This window comes from Alsobacter sp. KACC 23698 (assembly GCF_045348435.1).
In the GTDB taxonomy this organism is placed as follows: domain Bacteria; phylum Pseudomonadota; class Alphaproteobacteria; order Rhizobiales; family Beijerinckiaceae; genus Alsobacter.
The window spans coordinates 2,391,935-2,409,539 of record NZ_CP157484.1 but is presented as its reverse complement, the minus strand read 5'-3'; the positions used below and the strand labels follow the sequence as shown (position 1 = coordinate 2,409,539).

Here is a 17,605-nt window from a genome sequence, read left to right as displayed (position 1 = left end):
CCGGAAACGCCGCCAACGAGGCCGCCATGCCAGACCTGATCGACGCCATGCAGGATGAAGCGCAGGCCGCCATCGCGGCCATGAAGGAGGCCGCGATCGCGGCGCGCGCCGTTCACGCCCGGGCCGAGCTGCTGCGCCACATGCGGACCACGGCCCGCAAGGTGGCGGGCCGCGATCGCGACGAGGCGGTGGCCTTCGTGGTGGGCGAGTGGATGAACGCCTGGGCGCTCGCCCCGGAGGATGCGCCCGACCTCGCCGCCGACATGCGCCGCTTCACGGCCGCGATCTGCGCCCATGGCGAGGGGCCGGACGACGCGACCGACACGGAGATGCGCGCCGCCTTCGCCGGCCTGGAGGCCGCCTGCGCCCGCGCCGGCGTGAGCCTGTCCGACCAGATGGCCTGGCGATCCGAATGCGCCCACGGCTGGTGGGAGGCGGTGTCGCCCGTCCCGCCCGATCTCCCCGGCCGCAAGCCGCGCCCGGGCGTTCCGGCCTCCCGGGCCGGCGAGCCGTTCTGGACGGCGGGCGCCGCCCCGCACTGCATGGGCTAGGCGCGTCCCTCCAGGAGCGCGCCGATGCTGGCCGCGAGGTCCGGCTGGCGGAACGGCTTGGTCAGGCGGGGAAGGTCGGGGGCGATGCCCTCGGCCTCGGCGTAGCCGGAGACGATCAGGACCGCGATCTTCGGGTCATGATGCTTCGCCCAGCGGGCCAGCTCGGCCCCGGTCATGCCGGGCATCAGATGGTCGGTGACCAGCAGGTCGACATGCAGGCCCGCCTGGAGCCGCCGTTTCGCGTCGTCGGCGGAGCCGGCCTCCACGACGTCGTAGCCAAGCTCCGACAGCATGTCGGCGGTGGTGACGCGCACCAGCTCCTCGTCGTCGACGAGGAGCGCGGTCCCGACCGCCCGGGCGCGCGGCGCCGCGCCGGGCGTCTCCTCCGCGTGGGAGGCGGGCTGGTCGTGGCTCTTCGGCAGCCACAGATCGACCCGCGTGCCCAGCCTGGGACGGCTCGCGATGTGAAGGGCGCCGCCCAGCTGCGCCGCGAGCCCGTGCACCATGGAGAGGCCCAGGCCCGTGCCGCGGCCCACGCCCTTCGTGGAGAAGAAGGGTTCGATGGCGCGGCGCAGCGTCTCCTCGTCCATGCCGGCCCCGGTGTCGGAGACCGACAGCCGGACATAGGTCCCCGGCGACAGGTTCGAGCGGTGGCCGGGCGTCACCTCGTCCGCCGCCACGCCGATGGTGAGGCGTCCGCCGTCCGGCATCGCGTCCCTGGCGTTCACGCTGAGATTGAGAAGCGCCATCTCCAGCTGGTTGGCGTCGGCGTGGGCGGAGGGCGTCTTCGCGCCGATGTCCATCTCCAGCTTGATGCGGGGGCCCGAGGTGCTGGCGATCAGGTCGGCCATGCCGGCGACCAGCGGCCCGACCTGCACGGCGTGCGGCTGCAGGGGCTGGCGCCGCGCGAAGGCCAGCAGGCGCTGGACCAGCGTCTTGGCGCGCTCAGCCGACTGCAGCGCCCCGTCGATCAGCCGCTGCTCGCGCTCGCCACCGAGGCCGTTGCGCTGCAACAGGTCGAGGCTGCCGATGATCGGCGTGAGCAGGTTGTTGAAGTCATGCGCGACGCCGCCGGTGAGCTGGCCCATGGCTTCCAGCTTCTGGGACTGGCGCAGCGCCTCCTGCGCCTCGGCGAACCGCGATTGCTCCCGCAGGCGCTCGGTGACGTCGGTGGTGAACTGGTAGGCGCCGACCTGCGCGCCGCTGCGGTCGCGCAACGCGGCGAACTTGATCTCGTAGTGGCGCTGGTCCCGCGCATGGTCGCCCAGCCGCTGGATCGTCGTGAACTCCTCGCCGGCGAGGGCTCGGGTCCAGGCCGCGCTGACGGTCTCGCTCAGCGCGTCGGGCCGGGGGACGATCGACATCACGTCGTCGCCCGGCTTGGGCCGCACGCCGTAGATGCGCTCCCATTCGTCGGCGCAGGCCTTGTTGATCGCCAGGATGGCGTGGCGGGAGTCCGCCACCATGATCATGACGTCGGTGGTCTCCACCAGCGTGGCCAGCAGGTCGCGCTCGGCGGTCCGCTCCGCCACCCGCGTCTCGAGGCTCTCGTTGAGGTCGCGCAGCCGCGCCTCGTTCTCGCGCAGGGCCGCGACGGCGCGGGCGCGCTCCACCGCGTCCCAGGTCTGGTCCGCCACGACCCTGACGAGGCCGATCTCGTCGGGGGTCCAATCGCGGGTCTTTGGGGCGGCGACGAAGAGGCCCGCGCGCCAGCGCTCGCTGCGCACGATGGGCGCGCCGATCAGCGCCCGGGCGCCGAGCCCGGAAAAGCGCGGATCGCGCGTCAGCGCCGCCTCGGCGGCGTCGCGGATCGCCAGCGTCCTTCCCGCGCGGATGTCGTCCAGATAGGGCGCGTCCAGGAGGCGCGCCGGCCAATGACCCTCCAGCGCGCGCACGCCCGGCGCCGTCCACGATTCGTCGAAAGCGAGGCGTTCATCGTCTTGGACCTCGAAGAAGCCGGCCCGATTGGCGTCCAGGTGACGCCCGACGGCCTCGGAAGCGGCCTTCATCATGGCGCTGGGGTCGTCGGTCTCGCGCTGGCCGCGCAACAGACGCACGAGGAGCGCCTGGCGGGCTTCCTCGGCGCGGAGCTTTTCTTCCGCCAGCCGCCGCTCGGTGATGTCTCGGCCCACCGCGAAGAGGAGGCTCTCGGCCAGGTAGGGCGCCAGCGTCCAGGCGATCCAGCGATAGTCGCCGTCGCGCCGCCTCATCCGCAGCTCGATCGCTCCCCGGGCGGTCTGCTCGCGGGAGGGCGCCATCGCCTGTTCGAAGCGGGCGCGGTCCTCGGGGTGGACGAGGGCTACGGCCTTCGTCCCCATCAGGTCCTGCGTCGCCCAGCCGAGCACGCGCCCAAAGGCCGGGTTCAGCCTTCGCCAGGCGCCGTCGCGCAGGGCCACCACGGCGATCAGGTCGACCGACAGGTCGAAGAAGCGGTCCCGCTCCATCTCGGCCCGGGCCCGCTCCACCGTCTCCCAGGTACGGGAAGCGACGTCCTCGATCAGGGCGACCTCATGCGTCGTCCAGCGGTGCGGCGTCCTGAAATTGACGTAGAGCGTCGCCAGCAGCCGCCCTTCCCGGACGAGCGGCACGGAGACGAAGGACGCGGCGTCGATCGCCTCCCAGGTCGCCGGGTTCTGGTGCGGGTCGGCGGCGATGTCGGCGCACGTCTCGGTGACCCCGCCGCGCTGGCGCGCGATGCTGTCGGGCCCGAATTGGGACAGCGAGTAGGCGCCCGTCAGCGGCTCCACGCCGTCGGCGTAGCAGGACTGGAACAGGATGGTCTCGTCGTCGTCCTGGACCTCGCTGTAGCCGACCCGGTTGGCCCCGAGTTGTCGGCCGAGCGCCGCCACGGCGGCGTTCATGACGCCGCGCGGGTCGGACTGGGCCCGAAGCGCCTCGTCGAGCTGGATGCGGAAGGCCTGCCGGCGGTCCTCCAGGATCTTCGGCGTGGTCTCCGTGCAGGCGCAGAACATGCCCCGAACCGCGCCGCTCTCGTCGCGGACCGGAGAGTAGGAGAAGGTGAACCAGGTCTGCTCGTCGAACCCCCTGCGGTTCATCAGCAGCGGCAGGTCCTCCCGATAGGTGGCCTCGCCGGCGAGGGCGGCCTCCGTCAGCGGGCTGATGTCGGGCCAGATCTCCGCCCAGACGTCGCGGAACCGCGCGCCCATGGCGGCGGGATGCTTTGATCCCAGGATCGCCGCATAGGCGTCGTTGTAGACCATCCCCAGTTCGTCGCCCCACACGGCGAACATGGGGAACTTGGAGTTGAGCAACAGGCCGACCACCGAGCGCAGCGACTGTGGCCACGCGCCGGGCGGCCCGAGGGGCGACGCCGTCCAGTCGAGCGCGCGCATCAGGGCGCCGGCGGCTCCCCCGCCGAGCAGAAACCCGGCTGCGTCGTCTTCAGCGCTGATCGGTGACGTCACGCGGGCTTTCCTTTGTCGGCGAGAGCGCAGCTGCCACGGGAGGCGGCGAAGCTTGCGCCGGCCCGCGTTCCACGTAACGGACCTAAGCTGCGGAGGTTGCGTCGGCGCAAGACGAACCTATCGAAACGTCGCCTGCGCCGGACACAGCTGCGTGACCGGCGCCAGTTGACGGACGCTTTGGGCTCGCATGATGCGCGAAGCGTCCCTTATCCTCGCGGCGGTCTGCGCCGGCCGCCGCCCGATCCCCCGGGCGGGCCGCCGGCGGAGCGAAGAACTGCGCAAGGCAGTCCTGTTGGGAGGTTACGCATGCGGTTTTCCGCGCTCATCGGCGTCGCGCTGTCCGCCCTGGCGGGCCTCGCCGGCCCGGCTTTGTCACAATCCTATCCGACGCGCGCCGTGCGGATCATCGTCCCGTTCGGGGCCGGCGGACCGGCGGACATCTACGCCCGCGCTGTCGGCCAGCAGCTCTCGGAGGCGCTGAAGCAGCCTTTCGTGATCGAGAACAAGCCCGGGGCGGGCGCGGTGATCGGCACCACGGAGGCGGCCCGCTCGGCGCCGGACGGATACACCCTGCTGCTGATGTCCAACACCCACACGGCCAATGAGACGCTGATCTCCAGCAAGAGCTACCATTTGACGAAGGATTTCGCGCCGGTCGCCCCGCTGAACGCCGCCGACCTCGTGATCGTGGTGAACCCGGAGGTGCCAGCCAAGACCCTGGCCGAGTTGATCGCCCTGGCCAAGGCCAAGCCCAAGGAGCTGAACTACGCCTCGTCCGGCGTGGGCACGCCCTATCATCTCGCCGGAGAGAGCTTCAAGGCCCTGAGCGGGACGGACATCACGCATGTGCCCCACCGGGGCAGCGGCGAGGCGCGCACCAACGTCATCGGCGGGCATGTCCAGATGATGATCGACTCGGTCACCACCATGGCGCCGACCATCCAGTCCGGCGAGGTCCGGGCGCTGGCGACGACCGGCGCGGCGCGCTCCGACCTTCTTCCCGACGTGCCGACCGTCAGCGAGGCCGGCCTGACCGGCTTCGAGGCCACGATCTGGCTCGGGCTCATGGCCCCGGCCGGAACGCCGCGGGAGGTCGTCGACCTCCTGAACCGCGAAGTCCGAAAGGTCGAGGCCCGCCCGGAGGTCAAGACGGCGTGGGCGAGGCAGGGCGTGACGCCGATGGAGATGTCGCCGGAGGAGTTCGGCCGCTATATCCAGACGGACATCGCCAAATGGGCCAAGGTGATTCAGCAGGCCCACATCAAGGTCAACTGACGCGTGACCTGCAGGAGACCATCCGGTTCATGACGAGGCTGAGCATCTTGAGCGGCGGCGCAGCGCATGCGCTCGTCGGAGCGCTGAGCGCGGACTTCACCCGACGCACCGGCCACGTCGTCGACGGCGTGTTCGGCGCGGTGGGGGCCATGCGGGCGAAGCTGGCGGCGGGCCATCCCGCCGATCTTGTGATCCTCACCCAGGCCATCGTGGCCGAACTGGCCGCGTCCGGGGAGGCGAGACCCGACGCGGTCGCGGATGTCGGCGCCGTCGAGGCGGCGATCGCCGTGCGGGCGGGCGATCCCAGACCCGAGTTGGGCGATCCTGACGCGTTGCGACGGGCCCTGCGGGCCGCGGACGCGATCTATGTTCCGGACCCGGCCCTCGCCACGGCCGGCATTCATTTTTCCGACGTCTTGCGCCGGCTCGGGCTGGCGCAGGAGCTGGCGTCGCGCCTGCGTCCCCATCCCAACGGCGCGGCGGCCATGAGGGCGCTGGCGGCGGCGCCCGAAGCGCGCCCGATCGGGTCGACGCAGGTCACCGAGATCCTCGCCGAGCCGGGCGCGGAACTCGTCGCGCCCCTGCCGGACGGATACGGCCTTCGCACCGTCTACACGGCCGCCGTCACCACGCAGTCGCGAGACCCCGAGGCCGCGCGGGCGCTTCTTGCTTTGCTGTCGGGCGAGGACAGCGCGGCCGTGCGGCGTCACTGCGGGTTCCTGTAGGCTCCCGCCGGGCGCCGCCGCAGGGCCTTACGCCAGCGCGCCGACGATCAGGGCGGCCGCCCCGACGGCGACGCCGTCCTCGATGAAGGCCGCGGGGCGATCCCGCCCGAAGGCGCTCGCGAGGCGGCCGCGGGCCGCCCGTCCGCCCAGCGTGCCGACCACGGCCCCGACGGCTCCGGCCGCCGCGCCCGCCGCCATGGAGGCGCTTGCCGCGCCGATTGCCGCGCCGCAAAAGGCGCCGCTCAGCACGCGGCCTGCGAACTGCACCGGGACGGTGCGGCTCGGCGTCGAGGGCCACTGGTCCGCCACATACTCGCCGAGCGCCAGGAGGGTCAGGATCCACGGCGTCCAGGCGTAGCCCAGGACAGCCAGCCCCGTGTCGCCCACCGGCAGCGCTCCCAAGCGCGCCGCCCAGCTGACGGCGGCGGGCGCGGTCATGGTCCTCAGGCCGGCCACGACGCCCATGGCGAAGGCGCAGATCAGCATCGTCATGGGGCGCTCCGGACGGGGAGGGGGCGTCGAACCCTGCGACGCTACCCGATCCTGACGCGCACGCCTTTCACATTCGCTTCAGCAGGTTGCGGCCGCCCCGAACCGTCAAGCCTGCAACGGCTGATCACTATCCGCTGGACAGACCTGTGGCGTCGCAAAGCATGCCTGCTTGTGCGCGCCCTGAAAGTAAGTAGATCCCTGCAAAGAATAAAGACTCACTATTTAGGAAATTTGTCGAGGCCGGCTATATTTGGCCCTTCGTTCCATTACTTATTGCGAAGCTTAGAAAATGTATCTATCTTTGTCATAGAAGCATTTAGTCGAGCGTATAGGTGCGCCCGAAAGGGTCTGTCATGAGTGGTATTCTGGACCCGCGTTTGCAGCAGAATTGTGGAGGGGACGAGGTTTACGCCGACATCGACCCGCCCGAATTCGTGGCCGAGGAGCGCGAGATCCGCCGGCGTCTGATGCGCCCGCGGCGCTCGGGCCGCGTCATGGCCGTGGTGTCCGTCGGCGTGGCCGCCGCGAGCGCCGTGCTGGCGGTCGCCGTCCTGGGCGTGGGCTCGCTGGTCGGGCCATCCTCGCCGCGCAGCGCCGATCCGGCGCCGGGGGCGCAGGCCTCGTCCGGCCCGCAGGCCCTGTCCGGCGTCCAGGCATCGTCCGGCCCCCAAGCCCCGGCCCGGTCCGCCGCGGGCCTCGCCGACGCTCCTAGGATCGTGGCGGCGGTGGAGCGGACGCCGGCCCCCGTCGAGCCGCCCCCCGCCAAGCCGCTCCTCGTCGAGGAGCCGACCCCCGCGGCGCGGCCCGCCGCGACGGCCGAGCCCGCCGTCGTGAAGGTCGACATCGTCGCCGAGGCGCCTGCGGCGGTCGCGGCGGCGCCGCTGGTTGCGGCCGGTCCTCCGGCCCCGCCCAGTCCTCTCGCCGCGCCAAGCCCTCCCGCTGCGCCCAGTCCTCCCGCTGCGCCCAGTCCTCCCGCCGCGCCAAGCCCTGCCGCCGCGCCCAGTCCTCTCGTCACGGCCAGTCCCGCTTCCGTCGCGCCGGAGCCTCAGCCCGTCGCGAAGGCGGCGAAGGAGGAAGCGGCGCCGGCCAGGCAGGAGCCGTCCCGCCCCGTCGAGGCGCTGCTGGCGATCGAGCAACCGCAGACCGGCGCGATCCGTCGCAAGGCCGACGAGGCGCGGCCGGCCGTAACCCTGCCCTCCGGCGAGGCGGCCAAGCTGGTGGCCCTGTCCCGGATCAAGATCAAGCAGGGCGACATCGCCGGCGCCCGGCGCCTGCTGGAGCGGGCCGCCGCCGGGGACGATCCGGAGGCGCTCTTCGCCCTGGCGGAGACCTATGACGCCACCGTGCTGTCGCGGTGGGGCGTGATCGGCGTCAAGCCCGACAACGCTTTGGCCATGTCGCTCTACAGCAAGGCGGCGGCCAAGGGCGGCGGCGCCGCCCAGCGGGCCCTGGCGGCGATCGCCTCGGCCGAGCGACAGGAGCAGACCGGCTCCAACCGGGTGTCGCCATGAAGGCCGTGGCGGTCCGCGTCCTCGCCGCCGTGGGCCTGCTCGCGGCCGCGTTCGCCGCGCCGTCGGCCTTTGCGGCCGAGGCGCCCGGGGCCCGCACCAAGACCGACGCGAACGCCTGGACGGTGGGCGTCGCCGGAGGGCTCCTGGAGGGGAGCTTCATCCGCTATGCGGCGGACCTCGCCAAGGTGCTGGATGACCCGCCGAACCTGCGGGTGCTGCCCATGGTGACCTTCGGCGCCGTGGGGAACGTCTCGGACCTCCTCAACCTGAAGGGCGTCGACGTCGCCATCACCCAGGCGGACGTGCTCGACCATTTCCGCAACGAGGAGAAGATCCCCAATATCGAGGGGCGGATCCAGTACATCTCGCCCTTGTTCAACACCGAGGTCCACATCTACGCGCGCAAGGAGTACGCGTCGATCAAGGATCTCGCCGGACAGAAGGTCGCTTTCAACACCCCCGGGAGCGCCGCCAACTATACCGGCCAGGTGGTCTTCAAGCGGCTCGGCGTCTCCGTCCAGCCGCTGATGATCAACAACGCCGTCGCGCTGGAGAAGATGCGCACGGGCGAGATCGCCGCGGTCGTGCACGTCGTCGGCAAGCCCAACGACCTCTTCGCCAAATACAAGCCCGAGCCCGGCTTCCACTTCCTTCCCGTCGACTACGACAGCCAGTTCGCCGATTACTACGTGCCGGCCAGCCTCGACGCGGCCGACTATCCCAACCTGATCCCGGCCGGACAGTCGGTCCCGACCATCGCGGTGCCGGCCGTGCTGGCGGTCTACAACTGGAAACCGGGGTCCGAGCGCTACAAGCGCGTCGGCCGGTTCATCGAAGCCTATTTCGCCAAGTTCGCGCAGCTGCAGCAGCCGCCCTTCCAGGCCAAGTGGCAGGAGGTGAACCTCGCCGGCGCGGTTCCGGGCTGGACCCGCTACAGCGCCGCCGAGGAGGCGCTGGGCAAGGCGCGGTCCTCCACGCAGGCCGGTGCGGGGCAGGGCGAGACGGCCGACCTCCACGCCAAGTTCGACGCCTTCGTGACGGCGCGAGGCCCAGGCAAGCGCGCAATGACGGCCCGCGAACGCGAGGCGCTCTTCAACGAATTCGTGCAATGGCAGAAGCGTTGACCCGGGAGGGCGTCCGCCGCGCGGGCGCCTGACGGGGGAGGGGGCGTCCATGTCGAGCGGGTTCAGCGCCAGGAGCGCCGAGGGCTACGAACAGATGATGGGCCGCTGGAGCCGCAAGCTGGCGCGCGGCTTCGTGGATTTCGCGGGGCAGCGGCCCGGCGAGGCCATCCTCGACGTCGGATGCGGCACCGGGAGCCTCACCTACACGCTGGCCGAGATGGCGGGCCACGGCCCGCTCACCGGCATCGACGTCGCCGAGCCCTATCTGGCCTATGCGCGATCCCGCAGCGCCGGCGAGGACATCAGCTTCCAGCGCGCGGATGCGACCGATCTTCCCTTCGGCGACGGCGCGTTCGACCGGGCGCTCTCCTGCCTCGTCCTGCAGTTCACGCCGGATCCGGCGAAGGCGCTGTCCGAGATGGCGCGGGTCGTGCGGCCGGGCGGCGTGGTCGCCGCCTGCGTCTGGGACTCCTATGGCGGCATGCCGCATCTGCGCCTGCTCTGGGACACCGCTTCAGCGCTCGGCCTCGACCGGGACCGAAGCCTGTTTCGCCCGATGAGCACGGACGGCGAGATGGCGGCGGCCTGGCGCGCGGAGGGGCTGCGCGACGTCGTGCAGGACACGCTCGTGATGCGGTTCACCTTCGAGGACTTCGACGATTACTGGTCCCCCTTCCTCGGCGGCGACGGTCCGGCCGGCCAGTTCGTCGCCGGCCTCGGCGAAGCGGACTGCGACCGTCTTAGGGCGCAGGCGCGCCACGTCTTCCTCAGCGGCAGGCCGGATGGGCGGCGCTCCTTCGTGGCCGCCGCCTGGGCCTGCCGGGGCGTGGTCATGTGACGCGGGCCGTGAGGACGCCGGCCGGGTGACGTGGGCCAGCGTCCGTTGCCAGGCCGGCCGAATTGGCCGAGACTTGAGCGTCGCCGATCGCGGCCAAAGCCGAAAAGACACAAGGGGGAGGGACCATGTGCCATCTCTTCGCTAGCCAGGCGCCGGACAGCTACGCCTTCGAGACGCGCTCGATCCGGCTGAACGGCCAGAGCACGAGCATCCGCCTGGAGAGCATCTTCTGGTCGATCCTGGAGGAGATCGCGGCCCGCGAGGGGCTGTCGGTGCCCCGCTTCATCTCGACGCTCCACAGGGAGGTGCTGCTGATGTGGGGCGAGGCGCCCAACTTCACCTCGCATCTGCGCTGCATCTGCGTCGTGGCGCTGGAGAACAAGCTGATCCGGCCGGCCGCCGCGCCCGCGGTCGCCGCCTGAACGCGATTGCGGCGAGGTAGTAACCCGATACCACCACGGCCATGCGGCCGCCGGTAGCCTGACTTTCGAACGACGCCAGCCGCCATCGGGGCTGCTGGACCGAACGCGAAAGGCTGCGGATGGCGAAGGCGATCCATTCCATGATCCGGGTGCTCGACGAGGCGCGCTCGGTCTCGTTCTACGAGCGCGCCTTTGGCCTTCGCATCGCCGACCGGCTCGATTTTCCCACCTTCACGCTGATCTACCTGCGCAACGGCGAGGCGGACTTCGAGGTTGAGCTGACCGTCAACAAGGGGCGGACGGAGCCCTATGCGCTGGGCGACGGCTATGGCCACATCGCCTTCTGCGTCGACGACCTGGACGCCGAGCGCGCCCGCTTCGAGGGGCTGGGCCTGTCGCCGCGGCCGATCGTCGACTTCAAGTCCGACGGCGAGCTGCTGGCCCGCTTCTTCTTCGTCGAAGACCCCGACGGCTACAAGATCGAGGTGCTGCAGAAGCACGGACGCTACCGCTAGAGCCTGGCGGGAGCGCTCCCGCCGCTTCGCCATAACGAGCGCCAAAGGCGCCGATCCCTGGAGGAAACACCATGCATGAAGGCCATCATCACGAACACGAGCACGAGGACCGCCGGCGCGGCCCCTCACAGGGGCCGGGCGGATCGCTCAGCCGGCGCAGCTTCCTCCGCCGCTCGTCGGAGGTCGCCTTCGCGGCGGCCGTGACGATCACCTCGGCCGGCGCGCTGCTCAACTCGGCGGAAGCCTGGGCGATGGAGGTGAAGAACCTGCAGCCCGCCACCATGAAGACCCTGATCCTCATGGCGCGCGACATCTACCCGCACGACAAGGTGCCGGACCGGTTCTACGCCATCGCGGTGAAAGGCTATGACGAGAAGGCCGGCAAGGACCCCGCCTTCAAGGCGATGATCGAGACGGGCGTCGCGGGGCTGAACGCGGCCGCCGGTCCGGGCGGTTATTCCGGCGTCGGCTGGGAGGCGCAGCGCGTCGCGCTGCTGCGCGCCATCAGCGCCTCGCCGATGTTCGAGACGGTCCGGTCGGGGCTCGTCGTCTCCCTCTACAACCAGCCGGAGATCTGGCCGATCTTCGGCTATGAGGGCGAGTCCTACTCCAAGGGCGGCTACATCGCGCGCGGATTCGACGACATCGACTGGCTCTAGCCAGGCGACGCATCGCGAACGCGGACGAGACCGGACGAGGAGAGGGACGAGACCATGGCTGCGAAATTCGACAACAACGACGACAGCGTCGTCGTCATCATCGGTTCGGGCGCGGGCGGCGGCACGCTCGGCAACGAACTCGCCCAGAAGGGCGTGAACGTCGTGATCCTGGAGGCGGGAGCCCGGCACGAATATGATTCCTTCCTGAACGACGAGTGGGCCAGCTTCTCCCAGCTCGCCTGGACCGACGCCCGCACCACCTCCGGATCCTGGAGGGTGGCGAAGAACTTCCCCAACCTGCCGGCCTGGATCGTGAAGGCGGTGGGCGGCTCCACCACGCACTGGGCCGGCGCCTCGCTGCGCTTCCAGGAGCACGAGTTCAGGGGGCTGAGCACCTATGGGAGGGTGCCGGGCGCCAACCTGCTCGACTGGCCCATCACGCTGGCGGAGATGGAGCCCTTCTACGCGGCGGCCGAGGAGAAGATGGGCGTGACCCGCACCGGCGGCCGGCCCGGCCTGCCGGGCAACAACAACTTCAAAATCCTCAAGGCCGGAGCCGACAAGCTCGGCTACAAGGAGTGCCACACGGGCCGGATGGCCATCAATTCGACCCAGCGCGACGACCGCAACTCATGCCAGCAGACCGGGTTCTGCTTCCAGGGCTGCAAATGGGGCGCGAAATGGTCGACGCTCTACACCGAGATCCCCAAGGGCGAGGCCACCGGCAAGCTCGAGGTCCGGCCGCAGAGCCACGTCATGCGCATCGAGCACGACGCGTCCGGCAAGGTCACCGGCGTCGTCTACGCCGACAAGGACGGCAAGGAGCAGCGCCAGAAGGCCCGCATCGTCGCGGTCGCCGGCAACTCCATCGAGAGCCCGCGCATCCTGCTGAACTCGGCCAGCTCGAAGTTCCCGGACGGCCTCGCCAACTCCTCCGGCCAGGTGGGCCGCAACTACATGCGGCACATGACCGGGTCGGTCTATGCGGTGTTCGACAAGCCGGTGCACATGTACCGGGGGACCACCATGGCGGGCATCATCCAGGACGAGGCGCGCCATGATCCGAGCCGCGGCTTCGTCGGCGGCTACGAGATGGAGACGCTCTCGCTCGGGCTGCCCTTCATGGCCGCCTTCCTGGATCCCGGCGCCTGGGGACGCGAGTTCACCAGCGCGCTCGACGGCTACCCCAACATGGCCGGCATGTGGCTGGTCGGCGAGGACATGCCGCAGGAGACCAACCGGATCACGCTCAGCGCCGTGAAGGACAAATACGGCATGCCCGTCGCCGACGTGCATTTCGACGATCATCCCAACGACGTCGCGATGCGCACCCACGGCTACGGGCAGGGCGCCAAGCTGTATGAGGCGGTCGGGGCGACCCGCACCTTCCCAACCGTGCCCTATCCGTCGACGCACAATCTGGGCACCAACCGGATGAGCGAGAAACCGCGCGACGGGGTGGTCAACAAGTTCGGGCAGACCCACGACGTGAAGAACCTGTTCGTCTCCGACGGCAGCCAGTTCACGACCGGGGGCGCGGAGAACCCGACGCTCACCATCGTGGCGCTGGCGATCCGGCAGGCCAACCACATCGCCGAACAGATGAAGGCGAAGACCATCTGAGCCGGGACGCCGGCCCGGCCGTCGCCGCCTATTCCGGGTGGCGGCGGTTCCACTCCTGCGTGTAGGCGGCGCAGGACGCGTCGAGTTCGGCCCGGTCCAGGACGCCGCCCGGGCGCGCGCGGGTGGGGCCGACCGCCTGGAACGGCACGTAGCGCTGATGCGCCATGCGCCACAGCCGCCGCAGCTCGGTCAGCGGCTCGGGGGCGTCGTCGACGCGGATGTCCATCGCCGGATAGACCTCGGTGGTCCAGATCCTGAGCGCGGCGGACTGCTTGCCGCGCTTGTCTCCGCCCGCCTCCTGGCCGGCCTCCAGGGCGCGCAGCAGGCGCTCGTCGAAATCGAGCGCGGCGTTCTCCTGGTAGCTCTGCAACGTCCTCGCCGTCACCTGCGGCCCGGCCAGCATGTTGCCCGCCACCGACACGCCGGTCGCGCTCAGCGCGCCGCACCAGTCGACGCAGTCGGCCCCGGTGTAGACGGCCGTCTCGCCGTCGCGGTCGACGACATGCGCCTGCCGGTTCGACGCGCCGGGGTCCGCCGCGACCAGGATCGCGAGGGTCTTGGCCGCGCTGCGGCCCTCCTTGAGGAGCTGCAGCCCGTCCACGCCGAAGAACGGGTTGACGAAAGACTGGGTGGCGATCGCGCCGACGCGGCCGCAGCCATAGGGCACGCGCGCGCCTACCGCGAAGGCGCAGGTCGTGACCGCGACGCCAAAGGCGCCGGTCCGCGGATCGCGGGCGACGATGGACCATGTCATGAGGCGAAGCTCTCCGGTTGCGTCGCGCCCAGACTACCGGGCGCGACGCCGGCCGCAACGCCGTCAGGAGCGGAAGAACGCCAGCAGGTCGGCGTTGATCATCTCAGGCTGCGTCGTGCACATGCCGTGCGGCTGGCCCTTGTAGACTTTCAGGGTCCCGTTCTTCAGGAGCTTGGAGGACAGCATGGCCGAATCGGCGATCGGGACGATCTGGTCGTCGTCGCCATGCATCACCAAGGTCGGGACCTCGATGCGCTTGAGGTCGTCGGTGAAGTCGGTCTCCGAGAAGGCCTTGATGCAGTCGTACTGAGCCTTCGCACCGCCCATCATCCCCTGGCGCCACCAGTTGTCCATGATCCCCTGCGAGACCTTCGCGCCGTCGCGGTTGAAGCCGTAGAACGGGGTCGGCACCTCCCGGTAGAACTGCGCGCGGTTGAGGGCCACCTGGGTCCGGAAGCCGTCGAAGACCTCGAGCGGCGTGCCGCCGGGATTTGCGGCGGACTTCACCATGATGGGCGGCACGGCGCCGATCAGGACCGCCTTGGCGACACGGCCCGCCCCGTGCCGGGCGACGTAGCGCGCGACCTCGCCGCCGCCCGTCGAGTGCCCCACATGGATGGCGTCGCGCAGGTCGAGATGCGCGGCGAGCGCCGCCACGTCGGCGGCGTACGTATCCATCTCGTTGCCGTCGGCTGTCTCCGTGGAGCGGCCGTGTCCCCGCCGGTCATGGGCGATCACCCTGTAGCCCTGGCCGAGGAAGAACAGCAGCTGGGCGTCCCAGTCGTCCGCGCTGAGCGGCCACCCATGGTGGAACACGATCGGCTGTCCCGTGCCGAAGTCCTTGTAGAAGATCTGCGCGCCGTCCTGCGTCGTGATGGTGCTCATTCCATGCTCCCGTTGCGTGCATCAGCGTGCGCACCCGGAACGCCCCGAAGCCTTCTAAGCAGGATTTCGGCCAGGAGCCACGCCCCGGCGCGCCGAATGTGGAAAGCGCAAACCGGGATGACGCAGACGTGACGAGGGCGATGACTTTCGTCAGGCCACGACCTTAGAAAACGTGGGCTTCCCCGCCCACGACCAAGTGCACGACGGAGCCCACCTCGGGGGCGCCGAAGCTCGGCAGCTTGAGCGCGAGGCTCATCGCGCCGTCGCCGACCGACACCGTGACGGCGCAGTCGGCGCCCTCGAAGCGCGATTCCGTCACCACGCCCGGCACGGCGCGCCCGTCGCGTCCGACGGGCGAGGTGGATTCCAGCGAGGGGCTGGCGTGCACCATCACCTGCTCGGGCCGCAGCATCACCTCCACCGGCCCGACCTTGCCGCGCGTGGCCGCCGGGATGCGCCCGAGGGCGCAGTCCACATAGCCGGGGCCCGCATAGGCCAGGATGAGGATGGCCCGGCCGAGGAACACGGCCGTCTCCTTGGTCAGGGGGCGCAGATAGAGGTCGCGCGGCGGGCCGACCTGCGCGAACAGGCCGTCGCGGATGACCGCGACCTGATCGGCGTAGGACAACGCCTCGGCCTGGTCATGCGTGACCAGGATGCTGGCGACGCCGGCGCTCTGCAGCGCATGGGCCACCACCTCGCGCACGCTCTGGCGCAGGCTGGCGTCGAGCGCCGAGAAGGGTTCGTCGAGGAGCATCAGCCGGGGCCGCCGGGCCAGCGCGCGGGCGAGGGCCACGCGCTGCTGCTGGCCGCCCGAGAGCTCGTGCGGCCGCCGGGTCGCGAGGCGCTGCTCGAGCTCCACCGCCTCGAGCAGGGCGGCCACGCTGGCCTTCTTGTCCGCCCCCTTGTCGAGGCCGAAGCTGATGTTCTCCGCCACGTCGAGATGCGGGAACAGCGCGCCGTCCTGCGACACGATGCCGATGCCGCGCTTGTGGGCGGGGATAATGCGCGGGCCCTTGGCCAGCACCTCGTCGCCATAGGCGATGATCCCGGCGTCCGGCGCCTCGAACCCGGCGACGAGGCGCAGCAGCGTCGACTTGCCCGAGCCCGATGCGCCCACGACGGCCGTGCGGCTGCCCGCCGGCACGTCGAGGTCGACGCCGCCCACGGCCGTGACATGGCCGAAGCGCTTGGACACGCCCCTGATCCGCAGGTCGCTCATCGGCCGGAGATCCGTCGGGACTGGGCGTGCAGCACCAGAGTGAGCGGCAGCGAGGCCACCACCATGGCGGCCGCATAGGGCGCGGCGGCGGCGTAGTCGATCTCGCCGGTGAGGGACCAGAACGCCGTGGCCAGCGTGCGGGTCCCGCTCGGCGCCAGCATCAGGGTCGCGGTGAGTTCGGTGGCCGCACCCAGCGTCACCAGCGCGATGCTGGCGGCCGCGCCGGGGGCGGCGAGGCGCAGCGTGATGGCGCAGACCGCCTGGAAGGGCGTGCGGCCGAGCGCCATGGCGGCGCGCTCCAGCTCCACGGGGGCCTGCGCGAGGCTCGGCCGCAGCCCCGCCATGGCGCGTGGCAGGAAGAGCAGCGCGTAGGCGATCAGCAGCGTCGCCACCGTCTGGTAGAGCGGCAGGGCGACCCGCACCGTCACGGCCACAAGCGCCAGGCCGACCACGACGCCGGGCAGCGAGCCCACATAATAATGGCAGGCCTCGAGCATGCGCTGGACCCGCCCGGGCGCGCGCACCGACAGCCACGCCATGGGGGCGGCCGCCAGCGTCGTCACGATCGCGCCGGCCAGCGACAGCAGCAGCGTCTCTCCCAGCGCGGAGGCCACCGCCGGGCCCCAGACTTCGGCGCCGCCGATGGCGAGCCAGCGGGCGATGATCCAGGACGGCACGCCGAGGCTGAGCGCGGCGGCCAGCGCCAGCCCGGCCATGCTGGGGATCGCCCACGGCCCCAGGGGCTTGCGATGGGCGACCCGCGCCGCGCCGGGCCCCAGCCGGGCGTAGCGCTCGTCGCCGCGGATGCGCGACTCCAGCCACAGGAGCCCCATGCAGCAGAGCACCAGCACGCCGCCCATCATGTTGGCGGCGGGCGCGTTATAGGCGGACTGGAACTGGTCCATGATGGCGGTCGTGAAGGTGTCGTAGCGCACCAGCGCATAGAGGCCGTATTCGGCCAGGAGGTGCAGCGCGACGAGCAGCGACCCGCCGCAGATCCCGAGCCGCAGCTGGGGCAGCACCACCTGGAAGAACACGCGCCAGGGGTCGAGCCCGAGCGACGCGGCCGCGTCCTCGAGCGCCGGATCCAGCCGCCGCAGCTGCGCCGCGACGGGCAGGTAGAGGAAAGGCGAATAGGCGAGCACGGAGACGAGCGTGGCCGCTCCCAGGCCGCTCATGCCGGGGACGAGGGTCGTCCAGGCGTAGCTCTGCACGAAGGCCGGCACCGCGAGGGGCGCCACCGCCAGCCAGGACCAGACTGGGGCGAAGCGCAGGTCGGTCCGCTCGGTCAGCCAGGCGGTCGCCACGGCCAGCGCGATGGCGGGCGGCAAGGTGCACAGTTCGAGCAGGGCGGTGTTGACCAGCAACTCGCCCACCCGCGGGCGCAGCACGAGGGCGACGGCGTCCGTCCAGCCGGTCTGGATCGCGATCAGGGCCACGAAGCCGAAGGGCAGCAGCGACAGAAGCGCCACCAGCATGGCGGCGGCGACGACCGGGGCGCGGCCGCCATGGCTGAGCCGGCCGAGCGATGGAGGTCGCTTGCCGGCGCTCATGTCGAGGGGGACGGATGCGTGTGACATCGGT

General features: G+C 71.0%; 16 protein-coding genes. 10 read left to right on the top strand and 6 right to left on the bottom strand.

Going from position 1 to position 17,605, the window contains the following annotated elements:
- The first annotated feature begins 26 nt into the window (after positions 1–26).
- Complete coding sequence (locus ABEG18_RS11170; protein ID WP_406858129.1) at positions 27–551, top strand: hypothetical protein; 525 nt, start codon at positions 27–29, stop codon at positions 549–551.
- Here the strand turns inward: ABEG18_RS11170 and ABEG18_RS11165 are convergent.
- Positions 548–3,976 (bottom strand): PAS domain-containing protein, encoded by a 3,429-nt coding sequence (locus ABEG18_RS11165; protein ID WP_406858128.1) that lies wholly within the window; start codon positions 3,974–3,976, stop codon positions 548–550. The two genes, ABEG18_RS11170 and ABEG18_RS11165, sit on opposite strands and share 4 nt — an antisense overlap.
- Before the next feature lie 306 nt (positions 3,977–4,282).
- On the opposite strand from ABEG18_RS11165, the gene ABEG18_RS11160 reads away from it, so the two are divergent.
- Both ABEG18_RS11160 and ABEG18_RS11155 read left to right on the top strand, forming a co-directional pair.
- Complete coding sequence (locus tag ABEG18_RS11160) at positions 4,283–5,251, top strand: Bug family tripartite tricarboxylate transporter substrate binding protein (protein WP_406858127.1); 969 nt, start codon at positions 4,283–4,285, stop codon at positions 5,249–5,251.
- 29 nt (positions 5,252–5,280) lie between these two features.
- The gene (locus ABEG18_RS11155; protein WP_406858126.1) at positions 5,281–5,976 is read left to right on the top strand and encodes a molybdate ABC transporter substrate-binding protein; all 696 of its coding nucleotides are present in this window, start codon (positions 5,281–5,283) and stop codon (positions 5,974–5,976) included.
- 27 nt (positions 5,977–6,003) lie between these two features.
- On the opposite strand, the gene ABEG18_RS11150 is transcribed toward ABEG18_RS11155, so the two are convergent.
- Positions 6,004–6,468, bottom strand: coding sequence for a DUF4126 domain-containing protein (locus ABEG18_RS11150; protein ID WP_406858125.1), 465 nt, complete (start codon positions 6,466–6,468; stop codon positions 6,004–6,006).
- 353 nt (positions 6,469–6,821) lie between these two features.
- On the opposite strand from ABEG18_RS11150, the gene ABEG18_RS11145 reads away from it, so the two are divergent.
- From ABEG18_RS11145 to ABEG18_RS11115, 7 genes are all read left to right on the top strand, one after another.
- Positions 6,822–7,979, top strand: coding sequence for a hypothetical protein (locus ABEG18_RS11145; RefSeq protein ID WP_406858124.1), 1,158 nt, complete (start codon positions 6,822–6,824; stop codon positions 7,977–7,979).
- Entirely contained in the window at positions 7,976–9,103 is a 1,128-nt protein-coding gene (locus ABEG18_RS11140) for a TAXI family TRAP transporter solute-binding subunit (protein WP_406858123.1), read from the top strand. Before ABEG18_RS11145 ends, ABEG18_RS11140 begins: the two co-directional genes overlap by 4 nt.
- Before the next feature lie 49 nt (positions 9,104–9,152).
- Positions 9,153–9,941, top strand: a complete 789-nt coding sequence (locus ABEG18_RS11135; RefSeq protein WP_406858122.1) for a class I SAM-dependent methyltransferase — start codon at positions 9,153–9,155, stop codon at positions 9,939–9,941.
- 125 nt (positions 9,942–10,066) lie between these two features.
- Positions 10,067–10,363, top strand: a complete 297-nt coding sequence (locus ABEG18_RS11130) for a ribbon-helix-helix domain-containing protein (protein WP_406858121.1) — start codon at positions 10,067–10,069, stop codon at positions 10,361–10,363.
- A 119-nt stretch (positions 10,364–10,482) separates the two neighbouring features.
- Positions 10,483–10,878 (top strand): VOC family protein, encoded by a 396-nt coding sequence (locus ABEG18_RS11125; RefSeq protein WP_406858120.1) that lies wholly within the window; start codon positions 10,483–10,485, stop codon positions 10,876–10,878.
- 71 nt (positions 10,879–10,949) lie between these two features.
- On the top strand, positions 10,950–11,537 hold the full coding sequence (locus ABEG18_RS11120; protein ID WP_406858119.1) for a gluconate 2-dehydrogenase subunit 3 family protein: 588 nt from the start codon (positions 10,950–10,952) through the stop codon (positions 11,535–11,537).
- 54 nt (positions 11,538–11,591) lie between these two features.
- A complete protein-coding gene (locus ABEG18_RS11115; RefSeq protein ID WP_406858118.1) occupies positions 11,592–13,160 on the top strand; it encodes a GMC family oxidoreductase in 1,569 nt (522 codons plus the stop codon).
- Positions 13,161–13,188: 28 nt separating this feature from the next.
- Here the strand turns inward: ABEG18_RS11115 and ABEG18_RS11110 are convergent, their stop codons facing one another.
- From ABEG18_RS11110 to ABEG18_RS11095, 4 genes are all read right to left on the bottom strand, one after another.
- The gene (locus ABEG18_RS11110) at positions 13,189–13,914 is read right to left on the bottom strand and encodes a DUF1028 domain-containing protein (protein ID WP_406858117.1); all 726 of its coding nucleotides are present in this window, start codon (positions 13,912–13,914) and stop codon (positions 13,189–13,191) included.
- 63 nt (positions 13,915–13,977) lie between these two features.
- Entirely contained in the window at positions 13,978–14,799 is an 822-nt protein-coding gene (locus ABEG18_RS11105) for an alpha/beta fold hydrolase (RefSeq protein ID WP_406858116.1), read from the bottom strand.
- A gap of 163 nt (positions 14,800–14,962) precedes the next feature.
- On the bottom strand, positions 14,963–16,021 hold the full coding sequence (locus ABEG18_RS11100; RefSeq protein ID WP_406858115.1) for an ABC transporter ATP-binding protein: 1,059 nt from the start codon (positions 16,019–16,021) through the stop codon (positions 14,963–14,965).
- Positions 16,018–17,601, bottom strand: a complete 1,584-nt coding sequence (locus ABEG18_RS11095) for an ABC transporter permease (RefSeq protein WP_406858114.1) — start codon at positions 17,599–17,601, stop codon at positions 16,018–16,020. The genes ABEG18_RS11100 and ABEG18_RS11095 overlap by 4 nt, the downstream gene beginning before the upstream one ends.
- Between the last annotated feature and the right edge of the window lie 4 nt (positions 17,602–17,605).